General features: G+C 54.6%; 12 protein-coding genes. 9 read left to right on the top strand and 3 right to left on the bottom strand.

Annotation, left to right across the window (positions count from 1 at the left end; genetic code table 11):
• Positions 1 to 302: 302 nt before the first annotated feature.
• Positions 303 to 1,922 (top strand): phosphoenolpyruvate carboxykinase (ATP), encoded by a 1,620-nt coding sequence (pckA, locus tag NA197_RS12095; RefSeq protein ID WP_001265689.1) that lies wholly within the window; start codon positions 303 to 305, stop codon positions 1,920 to 1,922.
• 74 nt (positions 1,923 to 1,996) lie between these two features.
• Here pckA and envZ read toward each other — a convergent pair whose 3' ends face one another.
• Together envZ and ompR are read right to left on the bottom strand one after the other, a co-directional pair.
• The gene (envZ, locus tag NA197_RS12090; protein WP_001253818.1) at positions 1,997 to 3,349 is read right to left on the bottom strand and encodes a two-component system sensor histidine kinase EnvZ; all 1,353 of its coding nucleotides are present in this window, start codon (positions 3,347 to 3,349) and stop codon (positions 1,997 to 1,999) included.
• Positions 3,346 to 4,065 (bottom strand): osmolarity response regulator transcription factor OmpR, encoded by a 720-nt coding sequence (gene ompR / locus NA197_RS12085; protein ID WP_001157751.1) that lies wholly within the window; start codon positions 4,063 to 4,065, stop codon positions 3,346 to 3,348. The genes envZ and ompR overlap by 4 nt, the downstream gene beginning before the upstream one ends.
• A gap of 225 nt (positions 4,066 to 4,290) precedes the next feature.
• On the opposite strand from ompR, the gene greB reads away from it, so the two are divergent.
• The 6 genes from greB (at position 4,291) to NA197_RS12055 (ending at position 11,592) form a co-directional block, all read left to right on the top strand.
• Positions 4,291 to 4,764, top strand: coding sequence for a transcription elongation factor GreB (greB, locus tag NA197_RS12080; protein ID WP_000856695.1), 474 nt, complete (start codon positions 4,291 to 4,293; stop codon positions 4,762 to 4,764).
• Positions 4,765 to 4,862: 98 nt separating this feature from the next.
• A complete protein-coding gene (locus NA197_RS12075; protein ID WP_064042881.1) occupies positions 4,863 to 7,193 on the top strand; it encodes a Tex family protein in 2,331 nt (776 codons plus the stop codon).
• Between the two features lie 436 nt (positions 7,194 to 7,629).
• Positions 7,630 to 7,857, top strand: a complete 228-nt coding sequence (feoA, locus tag NA197_RS12070; RefSeq protein WP_001160955.1) for a ferrous iron transporter A — start codon at positions 7,630 to 7,632, stop codon at positions 7,855 to 7,857.
• 18 nt (positions 7,858 to 7,875) lie between these two features.
• A complete protein-coding gene (feoB, locus tag NA197_RS12065) occupies positions 7,876 to 10,194 on the top strand; it encodes a Fe(2+) transporter permease subunit FeoB (RefSeq protein ID WP_000736983.1) in 2,319 nt (772 codons plus the stop codon).
• 12 nt (positions 10,195 to 10,206) lie between these two features.
• Positions 10,207 to 10,443 carry a [Fe-S]-dependent transcriptional repressor FeoC gene (feoC, locus tag NA197_RS12060; protein WP_000157589.1) on the top strand — a complete coding sequence of 79 codons (237 nt, stop codon included), beginning with the start codon at positions 10,207 to 10,209 and terminating at the stop codon, positions 10,441 to 10,443.
• A gap of 234 nt (positions 10,444 to 10,677) precedes the next feature.
• Positions 10,678 to 11,592, top strand: coding sequence for an Rpn family recombination-promoting nuclease/putative transposase (locus NA197_RS12055; RefSeq protein WP_000235946.1), 915 nt, complete (start codon positions 10,678 to 10,680; stop codon positions 11,590 to 11,592).
• A gap of 35 nt (positions 11,593 to 11,627) precedes the next feature.
• Here NA197_RS12055 and bioH read toward each other — a convergent pair whose 3' ends face one another.
• The gene (gene bioH / locus NA197_RS12050) at positions 11,628 to 12,398 is read right to left on the bottom strand and encodes a pimeloyl-ACP methyl ester esterase BioH (protein WP_000998145.1); all 771 of its coding nucleotides are present in this window, start codon (positions 12,396 to 12,398) and stop codon (positions 11,628 to 11,630) included.
• A 37-nt stretch (positions 12,399 to 12,435) separates the two neighbouring features.
• Between bioH and gntX the strand changes: the two genes are divergently transcribed.
• On the top strand, positions 12,436 to 13,119 hold the full coding sequence (gntX, locus tag NA197_RS12045) for a DNA utilization protein GntX (protein WP_000958742.1): 684 nt from the start codon (positions 12,436 to 12,438) through the stop codon (positions 13,117 to 13,119).
• 58 nt (positions 13,120 to 13,177) lie between these two features.
• Positions 13,178 to 13,753, top strand: coding sequence for a Fe-S biogenesis protein NfuA (gene nfuA, locus NA197_RS12040; protein ID WP_000619387.1), 576 nt, complete (start codon positions 13,178 to 13,180; stop codon positions 13,751 to 13,753).
• Positions 13,754 to 13,960: the final 207 nt, after the last annotated feature.

Genomic DNA, 13,960 nt, shown 5'->3' with positions numbered 1-13,960 from the left:
AAAAAAACGCAGAGAGGTGAATCGATATTGTTAATGTTGGTGTTACGTAACTTTCTTACATGAATGCGATTACAGTCACATTATGTCGGTCAAAAACACTTCCTTTTAACGTTTTCAGAACATTTTCCACAACAAAAGTAGGTTTCCTGCCATAATAACCGCCGCTGCGTGACAGGAGTCACAGTGTTTTTCGTCAATCGTGATTTTGTCCAGATACGTAAATCTATGAGCCTTGTCGCGGTTAACCAACCTCAAAAAACCTTACTATTTTCGGTAATATATATTGGCTAAGGAGCAGTGATATGCGCGTTAACAATTTAACCCCGCAAGATCTCAAGGCTTATGGTATCAACGACGTCCAGGATATCGTTTACAATCCCAGCTACGACACCCTTTATCAGGAAGAACTTAATCCTGGTCTGGAAGGCTATGAGCGTGGCGTGTTAACTAACCTGGGCGCTGTTGCCGTTGATACCGGTATTTTTACCGGTCGTTCGCCTAAGGATAAGTATATTGTTCGCGACGACACCACGCGTGATACGCTGTGGTGGTCCGATAAGGGTAAAGGTAAAAACGATAATAAGCCGCTTTCCCAGGAAACCTGGCAACACCTGAAAGGTCTGGTGACGCATCAGCTTTCCGGTAAACGCTTATTCATTGTTGATGCGTTCTGCGGCGCAAATGCTGATACGCGTCTTTCCGTGCGCTTTATTACGGAAGTCGCCTGGCAGGCCCACTTCGTTAAAAATATGTTCATTCGCCCAACGGACGAAGAGCTGGTAGGCTTCAAACCTGACTTTATTGTCATGAACGGCGCGAAGTGCACCAACCCGCAGTGGAAAGAGCAAGGGCTGAACTCGGAAAACTTCGTGGCGTTCAACCTGACTGAACGTATTCAGCTTATTGGCGGCACCTGGTACGGCGGCGAAATGAAAAAAGGGATGTTCTCGGTAATGAACTACCTGCTGCCGCTCAAAGGTATCGCCTCAATGCACTGTTCCGCCAACGTGGGTGAAAAAGGCGATGTCGCGGTCTTCTTCGGCCTTTCCGGTACCGGAAAAACCACTCTCTCCACCGACCCGAAACGTCGTCTGATTGGCGATGATGAGCACGGTTGGGATGACGACGGCGTGTTCAACTTTGAAGGCGGCTGCTACGCCAAAACCATCAAACTGTCGAAAGAAGCGGAGCCAGAAATTTATCATGCGATTCGCCGTGATGCGTTGCTGGAAAACGTCACCGTGCGCGAAGACGGCACCGTTGATTTCGACGATGGTTCCAAAACCGAAAACACCCGCGTCTCTTACCCGATCTATCATATCGATAACATCGTTAAGCCCGTGTCCAAAGCAGGTCACGCCACGAAGGTTATCTTCCTGACGGCGGACGCCTTCGGCGTGTTGCCGCCGGTTTCCCGTTTAACCGCTAACCAGACGCAGTACCACTTCCTGTCGGGTTTCACCGCTAAACTGGCCGGCACCGAACGCGGCGTCACCGAACCGACCCCCACCTTCTCCGCCTGCTTCGGCGCCGCGTTCCTGACGCTGCACCCGACGCAGTATGCTGAGGTGCTGGTGAAACGTATGCAGGCAGCAGGCGCGCAGGCTTATCTGGTTAACACCGGCTGGAATGGCACCGGCAAACGTATCTCCATCAAAGATACGCGCGCAATTATCGACGCCATTCTGAACGGTTCTCTTGATAACGCGGAAACCTTCCGTCTGCCGCTGTTCGATCTGGCGATCCCGACTGAACTGCCAGGCGTGGATACCCACATTCTCGACCCGCGTAACACCTACGCGTCGCCGGAACAATGGCAGGAAAAAGCCACCGCGCTGGCGAAACTGTTCATTGAGAACTTCGAGAAGTATACGGATACCCCGGCAGGCGAAGCGCTGGTTAGCGCCGGACCGAAGCTGTAAGGAACAGGCCGGATGGCGGCGTTGAACGGCGTCATCCGGCGTTGAGAAGAAAGGGAGGGTAATACCTCCCTTTCTTATGCCTCTTTTGTCGTCCCCTGGACGCGAGCCACAGGAACCGGCAGCCAGGCGCGAATCGACAATCCGCCACGCTCGCTGGTGCCAATCTCCAGCATCCCGTTATGGTTATCAATAATGCGCTGCACAATCGCCAGCCCCAGCCCTGTGCCGCTGGTGCTACGGGCGCTGTCGCCGCGCACAAAAGGCTGGAACAGATGTTTACGCTGCTCCGGCTTAATGCCCGGCCCGTCATCTTCTACCTGGAACCAGGCGCGATGCGACTCGGTGCCGCTGCTGACCTTAATCCAGCCGTTGCCATAGCGGGCAGCATTGACCACCATATTCGCCACCGCGCGCTTAATCGAGAGCGGGTGCATTTTCACCTGGATGCTGCCTGCCTGAAGCGCAGTGTTAATCTCACGCTCATAGCCGCTTTCCGCCGCAATCACCTCGCCCAGCACGGAATTGAGATCCGCCATCTCCATTGGCATTTCCTGACCGGTACGCAGATAGTCAATAAACTGTTCGATAATGGCGTTACACTCTTCGATGTCTTTATTGATCGACTCCGCGAGATAACCGTCTTCCTCGCCCATCATCTCCGTCGCCAGACGAATACGGGTCAGCGGCGTGCGTAAGTCGTGGCTGACGCCCGCCATCAATAGCGTACGGTCATCGGCCAATTGTTTCACGCCGGCTGCCATATGGTTAAACGCCCGGGTCACAGAGCGCACCTCAGAGGCGCCATATTCACGCAGCGGCGGCGGAATAATTCCCTTCCCTACCTGCAAGGCGGCATGTTCAAGATCCACTAACGGTCTGTTCTGTATACGAATAAACAGCCACGCGCCGCCTATCGCCAGGAGCATGATCGCCAGCGTGTAACGGAAAAGCGGAGAAAAATCGCCCTGATGAATCTCGGTCAGCGGCACGCGCACCCAGATATTGGGCGACAGCCAGGTTTTGAGCCACACGACGGGCGAGCTTTTGTTGACCTCAACGCGCACTTCCGTCGGGCCGCCTAATTGCTGCGCCATCTGGTGGCTTAAGAATTCGTAGTGTTGCGCCCAACGCAGCCCGGCCTCTTCAGCGGCTTCGTTGGTGTAGAGAGAGATCCCCAGCTCGCGATAGATTTCCCGGCGAAACGCAGGCGGCACGACTAACTGCGTGCCGTCCTCCAGTTGCAGCTTATCGGTCATCAGCATACGGACTTCGTAAGCCAGAACCTTATTAAACTGCTGGAGGCTCGGCAAAATCGCGAAGTTCAGCACCACCAGGTAGGTCGTCACCAGGCTGACGAACAGCAAGGTGACGATGAGCAACAGCGTGCGGGCAAATGAACTTCGCGGCGAGAAGCGCATTCGCCTCATGCTTTAGAACCGTCCGGTACGAAGACGTAGCCCAGGCCCCAGACGGTCTGAATATAACGCGGATGCGCCGGATCTTCTTCCACCATACGGCGCAGGCGGGAGATCTGGACGTCGATGGAGCGTTCCATCGCGGAATACTCGCGGCCACGGGCCAGATTCATCAGCTTGTCGCGAGAGAGAGGCTCGCGCGGATGGCTGACTAACGCTTTCAGTACCGCAAACTCCCCGCTGGTCAGCGGCATCGGTTCATCTTCACGGAACATCTCGCGCGTACCGAGGTTCAGTTTAAACTTACCGAACGCGATAACGGCCTCTTCCTGCGACGGCGCGCCGGGCAGTTCGTTTGCCTGACGACGTAACACGGCACGGATACGCGCCAACAGCTCGCGCGGGTTAAACGGTTTAGGAATGTAGTCATCGGCGCCGATTTCCAGCCCGACGATACGGTCAACCTCTTCACCCTTCGCCGTGACCATAATGATCGGCATTGGATTACTTTGACTACGCAGGCGACGACAAATCGACAGACCATCTTCACCTGGCAGCATTAAATCCAGTACCATGAGATGGAAAGATTCACGGGTCAGCAGACGATCCATCTGCTCGGCGTTAGCGACGCTTCGAACCTGGAAGCCCTGCTCGGTCAGATAACGTTCCAGTAGCGCCCGCAGACGCATATCGTCATCAACCACCAGAATCTTATAATTCTCTTGCATTGTCTGTACTCCCAAAGGTTCGCAACAAATGTAAGTGTGTATTCTTAAAAAAGCTCACGTGAGTCACCAGCAAATTCTGGTATGAATTTCAGGCTAAATTGTTACAAAGCATATTTAACAGCAGCTTAAATATACAATTAATCGGCAACCCCATTATTTATTCTGTCGGGACGATCACGTTATACCCCGTGTGCGCAATATCGACAGCAAAGGTAAATCAACGAGATGAAAACGCCCCTGATCACCCGCGAAGGGTACGAAACACTCAAACAAGAGCTCAATTATCTCTGGCGTGAAGAGCGCCCGGAGGTCACCAAAAAAGTGACCTGGGCTGCGAGTCTGGGCGACCGCAGCGAGAATGCCGACTATCAGTATAATAAAAAGCGCCTGCGTGAGATCGACAGACGCGTCAGATATCTGACCAAATGCATGGAAAATCTCAAAATCGTGGATTATTCCCCGCAGCAGGAGGGCAAAGTCTTCTTCGGCGCCTGGGTGGAAATCGAAAATGATGACGGCGATACGCTGAAGTTCCGCATTGTCGGCTACGATGAAATTTTCGGACGTAAGGATTACATCTCTATCGACTCGCCGATGGCGCGGGCGCTACTGAAAAAAGAAGTGGGCGATCTGGCAGTGGTCAACACCCCTGTCGGCGAAGCAAACTGGTACGTCAATGCGATCGAATACGTCAAATAAGACAAGAAGAATCCTAAGCCCCTGCTGATGGCTGGCATTTTTGCCAGCCAATCCGTATAACTATCCCCTGATTTTTATCCTGAAGACGAAGCTAACCCATGATGAATGATTCTTTCTGCCGCATTATTGCGGGTGAAATCCAGGCAAATGCCGGGCAGGTTGAAGCTGCCGTTCGCCTGCTTGACGAAGGGAACACCGTGCCGTTTATCGCACGTTATCGTAAAGAAATCACCGGCGGTCTGGATGACACGCAGTTGCGTAACCTGGAAACGCGTCTGGGCTATCTGCGTGAGCTGGAAGACAGGCGTCAGGCTATCCTCAAGTCCATTTCCGAACAAGGCAAACTGACCGATGAGCTGGCTGGCGCCATCAACGCTACGTTAAGTAAGACCGAGCTCGAAGACCTCTACCTGCCCTATAAACCTAAACGCCGCACCCGTGGACAAATCGCCATTGAAGCCGGCCTTGAGCCGCTGGCCGATCTGCTCTGGAACGAGCCGTCCCACGATCCTGACGTGGAAGCGGCAAAGTACATTGATGGCGACAAAGGCGTGGCGGACACGAAAGCCGCGCTCGACGGCGCACGCTACATTCTGATGGAGCGCTTTGCCGAAGACGCCGCATTGCTGGCGAAAGTGCGTGATTACCTGTGGAAGAACGCCCATCTGGTCGCCACGGTCGTGAACGGCAAAGAGGAAGAAGGGGCAAAATTCCGCGACTATTTCGACCATCATGAGCCCATTGCTAACGTCCCGTCTCACCGTGCGCTGGCCATGTTCCGTGGTCGTAACGAAGGCATTCTGCAACTTTCGCTCAATGCCGACCCACAGTTTGATGAGCCGCCGAAAGAGAGCTACTGCGAGCAAATCATCATGGACCATCTCGGCCTGCGGCTAAATAACGCCCCGGCAGATAGCTGGCGCAAAGGCGTAGTGAGCTGGACGTGGCGTATCAAAGTTTTAATGCACCTCGAAACCGAACTGATGGGCACCGTGCGCGAACGTGCGGAAGACGAAGCGATTAACGTGTTTGCCCGTAACCTGCACGACCTGCTGATGGCAGCCCCCGCAGGCCTGCGTGCCACGATGGGCCTTGATCCTGGCCTGCGTACTGGCGTAAAAGTCGCTGTCGTTGACGGCACCGGTAAGCTGGTGGCGACGGATACCATTTATCCGCATACCGGTCAGGCGGCCAAAGCGGCTACCGTGATCGCCGCGCTGTGCGAAAAATACCATGTCGAACTGGTCGCGATTGGCAACGGTACGGCCTCGCGTGAAACCGAACGCTTCTATCTCGACGTACAGAAACAGTTCCCGAACGTGACGGCGCAGAAAGTGATCGTCAGCGAAGCGGGGGCGTCCGTGTATTCCGCTTCTGAGCTGGCGGCGCAGGAGTTTCCGGATCTCGACGTCTCCCTGCGCGGCGCGGTCTCTATCGCGCGTCGTCTACAGGATCCGCTGGCGGAACTGGTGAAAATCGATCCGAAATCGATCGGCGTCGGCCAATATCAACACGATGTCAGCCAGACCCAGTTGGCCCGTAAACTGGATGCGGTGGTCGAAGACTGCGTAAACGCCGTCGGCGTCGATTTGAATACCGCCTCCGTGCCGCTGCTGACCCGCGTCGCGGGCTTAACGCGCATGATGGCGCAAAACATCGTCGCCTGGCGCGATGAGAACGGTCAGTTCCAGAACCGCCAGCAACTGTTGAAGGTGAGCCGTCTGGGGCCGAAAGCGTTTGAGCAGTGCGCGGGCTTCCTGCGTATTAACCACGGCGATAACCCACTGGATGCGTCCACCGTCCACCCGGAAGCCTATCCGGTTGTCGAACGCATTCTGGCGGCGACGCAGCAAGCGCTAAAAGATCTGATGGGCAACAGCAACGAATTACGCCACCTCAAGGCCGCTGATTTTACCGACGATAAATTCGGCGTGCCGACCGTGAGCGATATCATCAAAGAGCTGGAAAAACCGGGCCGCGACCCGCGTCCTGAATTTAAAACCGCGCAATTCGCCGATGGCGTCGAAACCATGAACGACCTGCTACCGGGGATGATTCTGGAAGGGGCGGTCACTAACGTCACTAACTTCGGCGCGTTTGTCGATATCGGCGTTCATCAGGATGGCCTGGTGCATATCTCCTCGCTCTCGAATAAGTTCGTTGAAGATCCACACACCGTGGTGAAAGCGGGCGATATTGTGAAGGTGAAAGTGCTGGAAGTGGATCTGCAACGTAAGCGTATTGCGCTGACGATGCGTCTGGACGAACAGCCCGGCGAAACCGCCGCTCGCCGCGGCGGCGCCGCCGATCGCGCGCAGGGCAACCGCCCGGCATCTAAAGCGGCGAAACCGCGCGGTCGTGACGCTCAGCCAGCCGGTAACAGCGCCATGATGGACGCGCTGGCAGCCGCAATGGGAAAAAAACGCTAATCGGGTAATACGCAGGCCGGGTTACTTCTTATCCGGCCTGCGATTTTGCAATACGTCCAACCCTTTCTTTTTTAATTAACAATTAAATCTTACCCATTAGAACCTGTTAATTAATTTTCTTCTGCTATCCGCACTATTAATTATCACTTTATTAACAGATGAAACCTTAATTAAACATTAAAAACGGTGGATATTTGCACATTAGGGGTATTTGCAAAAAGACAAATAAATGTTGAGCCATATCAACATCGGCGCAAATTATCGCTTATTTGTACATTCCGTCACATTTTAATCGTTGAAGATAGAAACCATTCTCATTATCATTGTGTTGTTGATTATTTACTCTTTCCTTCGTTGGCTAAACATCGGGTCTCCTGCCGCCCCCCTGAGCGCCGCATGAGGTATACATCCAGTTAGTAAGAAACAAGTAGGTCGTATGCAATTCACTCCTGACACTGCGTGGAAAATCACCGGCTTTGCGCGTGAAATCAGCCCGGCGTATCGTCAAAAACTGCTTTCGCTCGGCATGTTGCCCGGCTCTTCATTTAATGTCGTCCGCGTCGCGCCCTTAGGCGATCCGATCCATATCGAAACACGACGCGTGAGTCTGGTTTTACGTAAAAAGGATTTGGCGTTAATAGAAGTGGAAGCGGTTTCCTGTTAATACAGTGAGTCTATAAAAATGAAAAAATTAACCATTGGTTTAATTGGTAATCCTAATTCCGGCAAGACCACCTTATTTAACCAACTGACCGGCGCGCGTCAGCGCGTGGGGAACTGGGCGGGCGTCACCGTCGAGCGTAAAGAGGGCCAGTTCGCGACAACTGACCACCAGGTCACGCTGGTAGATTTACCCGGCACCTATTCTCTGACGACCATCTCGTCACAAACCTCTCTCGACGAACAGATCGCCTGCCACTACATCCTGAGCGGCGACGCCGACCTGTTGATAAACGTTGTGGACGCCTCCAATCTGGAGCGCAACCTCTATTTGACACTGCAGCTGCTGGAGCTGGGTATCCCCTGTATTGTCGCGCTCAACATGCTGGATATCGCCGAAAAACAGCAGGTTCGTATTGATGTCGACGCTCTGTCCACGCGTCTGGGTTGCCCTGTCGTACCGCTGGTATCGACTCGCGGCCGCGGTATCGAGGCGCTGAAACTGGCCATTGACCGTCACAACGCTAACGACAACGTCGAACTGGTGCATTATGCCCAGCCGCTGCTGCGCGAAGCGGGTTTCCTGGCCGACGCGATGGCCCAGGAGATGCCTTTACAACAGCGCCGCTGGCTGGGTCTGCAAATGCTGGAGGGCGATATCTACAGCCGGGCTTACGCAGGCGAGGCGGCGCAAAACCTGGACACCTCCCTTGCCCGTCTGAAGGACGAAATGGACGACCCGGCGCTGCATATCGCCGACGCCCGTTATCAGTGTATCGCCGCTATTTGCGACGTGGTCAGCAATACCCTGACAGCCGAACCCAGCCGCTTCACCAGGGCGGTCGATAAAATTATCCTGAACCGCTTCCTCGGCTTACCGATTTTTTTGTTCGTGATGTACCTGATGTTCCTGCTCGCCATTAACATCGGCGGCGCGTTGCAACCCCTGTTTGATGCCGGTTCCGTCGCCATCTTTATTCATGGCATTCAATGGATTGGCTACACGTTGCACTTCCCGGATTGGTTAACCATCTTCCTGGCGCAAGGTCTTGGCGGCGGGATCAATACCGTCCTGCCGCTGGTGCCGCAAATCGGGATGATGTACCTGTTCCTCTCCTTCCTTGAAGACTCCGGTTATATGGCGCGCGCGGCCTTCGTCATGGATCGCCTGATGCAGGCGCTGGGACTACCGGGTAAATCCTTTGTGCCGCTGATTGTCGGCTTCGGCTGTAACGTGCCTTCCGTGATGGGCGCCCGCACGCTTGACGCTCCGCGCGAACGTCTGATGACCATCATGATGGCGCCGTTTATGTCCTGTGGCGCGCGCCTGGCGATTTTCGCCGTCTTTGCCGCCGCCTTCTTCGGGCAAAACGGCGCGCTGGCGGTCTTCTCGCTGTACGTGCTGGGTATTGTCATGGCGGTATTAACCGGCCTGATGCTGAAGCATACCATTATGCGCGGCGAAGCCTCTCCGTTTGTGATGGAGCTGCCGGTTTACCACGTCCCGCATATCAAGAGCCTGATCATCCAGACCTGGCAACGCCTGAAAGGTTTTGTACTACGCGCCGGTAAAGTCATTATCATCGTGAGTATTTTCCTGAGCGCGTTTAACAGTTTCTCGCTGAGCGGCAAAATCGTCGATAACATTAATGACTCCGCCCTCGCCTCTGTAAGCCGGGTCATCACGCCAGTCTTTAAACCGATCGGCGTCCATGAGGATAACTGGCAAGCGACCGTGGGTCTGTTTACGGGCGCCATGGCTAAAGAAGTTGTCGTCGGTACGCTGAACACGCTCTACACCGCCGAAAATATTCAGGACGAAGCGTTTAATCCTGCCGACTTCCACCTCGGCGATGAACTGCTGGGCGCGGTTGACGATACCTGGCAAAGCCTGAAAGACACCTTTAGCCTGAGCGTACTGGCTAACCCGATCGAAGCGAGTAAAGGCGACGGCGAAATGGCGACCGGCGCGATGGGCGTGATGGATCAAAAATTCGGCAGCGCCGCGGCGGCGTACAGTTACCTGATTTTCGTCCTGCTTTACGTACCGTGTATCTCGGTAATGGGCGCTATCGCCCGCGAGTCCAGCCGCGGCTGGATGGGCTTCTCCATCCTGTGGGGACTGAATATCGCCTATTCGCTCGCCACGCTGTTCTACCAGGTTACCAGCTTCAGTCAGCACCCGACGTACAGCCTGATCTGTATTCTGGCAGTGATCGTCTTTAACGTTGTGGTGTTAAGCCTGTTACGCCGCGCCCGCAGCCGTGTAGACATTGAACTGCTGGCAACCCGCAAAAACGTCAGTTCCTGTTGTTCGGGCACTGCGGGCAATTGTCACTAAGGGATGTAAAAAATGGCTTCATTGATACAGGTTCGCGATCTACTGGCGCTGCGGGGGCGTATGGAAGCAACGCAAATCAGCCATACGCTGCACGCTCCGCAGCCCATGATCGACGCCATGCTGAATCAACTGGAGATCATGGGTAAAGCGGTACGTATCCCGGAAGAACCGGACGGCTGCCTTTCAGGCAGCTGTAAAAGTTGTCCGGAAGGTAAAGCCTGCCTGCGCGAATGGTGGGCCTTGCGTTAGCCTTCGCCGGGTAGCGACGTAACGCGTCTTATCCGGCCTTTATCCCGCGTTATATTGCCCGGTACGCGTCACGCTGCCGGGCAATTTTGCGTCATGCCTTCCACAAAGATGAAAGCGTTACCGCCGTGCGCATTTATCTCCCCACGCGCCTCGCAAGCGCACTAATCCTCTACTGCAATCAGCCCGGTCTGCGCGTAGTGTCACGCCATTGAACTTCACCGATGACGGATCGATATGGCGACCTCAACAACATCCACGCCGCATGACGCGGTATTCAAACAGTTTTTATGCCACCCCGATACTGCACGGGATTTTTTGGAAATCCATCTCCCGTCGACATTACGTCAAATCTGTAATCTGAATACGTTACGGCTGGAGTCCGGTAGCTTTATTGAAGAGGATTTACGCCCCCATTATTCCGATATTCTGTGGTCGCTGGAAACAAGTGAAGGTGAAGGTTACATTTACGTGGTTATTGAACATCAGAGTACGCCGGACGCGCATATGGCATTTCGGCTGATGCGTTACGCAATGGCTGCAATGCAACGGCACCTGGAGGCCGGGCATAAGACGTTGCCGTTAGTGGTGCCAATGCTGTTTTATCACGGAAACCGCAGCCCGTATCCGTTCTCATTATGCTGGCTGGATGAATTTGCCGACCCGGTGATGGCGCGTAAGCTATACGCCACCGCCTTTCCTCTGGTCGATATTACGGTCGTGCCGGACGACGAGATTATGCGACACCGACGGGTCGCGCTGCTGGAACTCATACAAAAACACATCCGCCAGCGCGATCTGATGGGGCTTGTCGAACAGCTGGTCGCCCTGCTGGTTAAGGGATACGCTAATGACACCCAGCTTCAAAGTTTGTTTAATTACATGATGCACACTGGCGACGCCGCGCGCTTCAATACGTTTATCCGCCAGGTGGCTATGCGTATCCCACAGCATAAGGAGAAGATCATGACTATCGCAGACAGATTACGTCAGGAAGGACATCGTAACGGGTTACAGCAAGGCAAGCAGGAAGGCCAACGGCTCGCCGCATTGCGCATTGCCCGCTCCATGCTAAACGATGGTTTCGATCGCGATACCGTGCTTAGGGTTACCGGGCTGGCACCTGCCGATCTGGCGTCTGAAAGTCATTAATCTTGCAGAATGGTCCGGGCCCGGCAACGCCCTGGTTACAGCGATGATTTTAGCGTCATCAGCGCCTGACAAAACGCCGCCGGATGCGAGATAAACGGCGCATGGGCCGCCTTCGCCATTATCTGTGATGTACTGTGCGGCCATAACGTATCGAGCAAAGGCGCGATTTTACGCGGCACCAGACCGTCCAGATAACCATACAAACGCAAAAACGGCATGTTCACATTTTTAAGCGCTTCTCGTAGATCGACCGTTTTTAAGATTTCCAGTCCGCCATTGAGCACCTCTACATCCGGCATAGGCTGCGCCAGCACTACGCTTTTTAAGGTGCGGGCATCCTGACGCGCCGTCTCCGTCCCTAACGTTTGCAGCGCCAGAAAACGCTCCACCGTGCGCTGAAAATCGTCGCTAAGCTGCTGCTGGAATCCGCCGAGGATTTCTGGTTTTATTCCCGGCCACCCCTCACGCGCGCTAAAGCATGGCGAAGAGGCGACAGTCACCAGCGCCTGGACGCGTTCAGGGTGGGTGAGCGCCATCTGACTCGCCACCAGGCCGCCCAGGCTCCAGCCAAGCCAGATAGCCTGGTCCGGCGCGTTTTTCGCTACCTGCGCCGTCATCTCTTCAAGCGTCATGGCGCCAAACCCCGAGCTGCGACCATAGCCCGGCAAGTCGACCAGATGCAGCGTAAAATGCGAGCCGAGTTCCTCGCGAATGCAATGCCATACCTCCGCGTTCAATCCCCATCCGTGCAGCAGCACAAGATGACAATTTCCCTCGCCGTAGGTCTGCCACCAGATGTCATTCATCAGTTACTGTTCTCTTTTGTCTAACAAGGATGCACCTATGCTAACAGTACCGGGATTATGCTGGCTATGCCGAATGCCGCTGGCGTTAAGCCACTGGGGGATTTGTTCCGTATGCGCGCGCGCCGTCCGCCAGCGCGTCAGCGTGTGTCCGCAATGTGGATTACCCGCCAGGCATCCTTCGCTCCCCTGCGGTCGCTGCCTGCAAAAACCGCCGCCCTGGCAGCGTCTGGTGAGCGTCAGTAACTATACGCCGCCCTTGAGTTTACTGGTGCATCAGCTTAAATTTACCCGCCGTAACGAAATTGCCGCCGCTCTGGCGCGTCTACTGTTGCAGGAAGTCCTCATGGCGCGCCGCAGCACTGGCTTGCAGCTTCCCGACAGAATCGTCAGCGTTCCGCTCTGGTCGCGCCGACACTGGCGGCGGGGATTTAACCAAAGCGATCTGTTATGCCAACCGTTAGCGCACTGGCTGGGCTGCGCGTGGGACAGCCAGACCATCACGCGGGTACGGGCGACCGCAACACAACATCATCTCAGCGCCAGGTTACGTAAGCGCAATTTGAAAAACGCGTTTCGCCTTGAATTGCCGGTACAGGGTCTCCATATGGTTATTGTGGATGATGTCGTCACTACCGGAAGTACCGTCGCGGAAATCGCGCAACTGCTTTTGCGCAACGGCGCAGCGACTGTCCAGGTATGGTGCCTGTGTCGAACCTTGTAGAGCCTCGATGATGGGCGTATTATAACCAACTAAAATAGTCAACTATTAGGCCATTACTATGATCCGTATTTCCGATGCTGCACAAGCGCACTTTGCCAAACTGCTGGCAAATCAGGAAGAAGGGACGCAAATCCGCGTATTTGTCATTAATCCCGGCACTCCTAACGCAGAGTGCGGCGTTTCTTATTGTCCGCCCGACGCCGTAGAAGCCACCGATACTGCACTGAAATTTGACCTGTTGACCGCTTATGTCGACGAGCTGAGCGCGCCCTATCTGGAAGACGCGGAAATTGATTTCGTGACCGACCAGCTAGGTTCTCAACTCACATTGAAAGCGCCAAACGCGAAGATGCGCAAAGTGGCCGATGACGCGCCGCTGATGGAGCGCGTGGAATATGCTCTGCAATCGCAGATTAACCCGCAGTTGGCGGGCCACGGCGGTCGCGTCTCGCTGATGGAAATTACCGATGAAGGCTATGCAATTCTGCAGTTTGGCGGCGGTTGTAACGGTTGCTCGATGGTTGACGTCACGCTGAAAGAAGGGATCGAGAAACAGTTGCTGAATGAATTCCCGGAGCTGAAAGGGGTTCGCGATCTGACCGAACACCAGCGCGGCGAGCACTCCTACTACTAAGATTTTCCCCGCATCCATGCCCGATGGCGCTTGCGCCTGTCGGGCCTTATCTGCCCCACCGTAGGCCGAATAAGGCGTCTACGCCGCCATCCTGCGCCATCAGCCACATCTCAGAACGATGGTCCTTCTTCTTTCGCCGATAACATGACCTGTGTCTCATAATTTAAATTTTGCCTGCCAGGGTCATTTTCAACACCCACATGTTAC

The sequence above is a fragment of the Salmonella sp. NW884 genome (genome assembly GCF_051700745.1).
GTDB lineage: Bacteria > Pseudomonadota > Gammaproteobacteria > Enterobacterales > Enterobacteriaceae > Salmonella > Salmonella enterica.
This window is presented reverse-complemented; position numbering and strand designations above follow the sequence as displayed.